Source organism: Peribacillus sp. FW305-BF15, from assembly GCF_058783805.1.
This window is the reverse complement of record NZ_JBYSYV010000074.1, coordinates 1-654: the sequence shown is the minus strand read 5'-3', so window position 1 is coordinate 654 and position 654 is coordinate 1. Positions and strand designations below refer to the sequence as shown.

Sequence of the window (654 nt, the reverse complement as noted above, 5' to 3'; positions counted from 1 at the left end):
GCCTTTCCTTCCCAACTTTTAAACACGGTAAAGAACTCTGGAAAGTATCGATCAATCCAGTTGTGTACTTGTCCCTGCACAATTTGTAAGTCTACATTTAATAAATCGCGTAATTTCTTAGCCACACGCAGTTCCGCGAAAACCCCTTGTGGTATTGTTGGTTCAGCGTATCTACCATCTTTAACTAGTTGTGCAATGACTTTTGCGTCTTTAACATCATTTTTTGTTGGAGAGTTATCGTCTAACTCCTTACTATGCTTGACGTGTAAAGGGTTGACCGTTACGAATTTAATCTGTTTTTCCTTTAGGATATGAGCTAAATTAAGCCAATAATGACCTGTTGGCTCCATTCCAGTAATGACAGACTCCATTTCACATGACTCTTTTATTTGATTAATCCAATTAATAAATGCGCTAAACCCTTCTTGGGTATTATCAAAAAAGCAAGTAGATCCTAACTCCATACCACGATAATCCTGTGCTCTAGCCACGTGATGATGTTTGGCAATATCAATACCAATTACTAAGGTTTTAGGTGTAATTTGAGCTATTTTATGATTTTGGTTATAATTCATAGTAAGACCTCCGAGTAGATGTTTTGTCCCTTTTAGCTGGCCAGCTCAGGACATATTCATCTTATCAAGAGGTCTTTTT

General features: G+C 37.3%; 1 protein-coding gene. It reads right to left on the bottom strand.

The genetic code is table 11. The annotated features are described in order from the left end of the window. A partial coding sequence (locus AC3WLU_RS26745) for an IS110 family transposase (protein WP_492598230.1) occupies positions 1 to 575 on the bottom strand: 575 nt, incomplete at its 3' end. Positions 576 to 654: the final 79 nt, after the last annotated feature.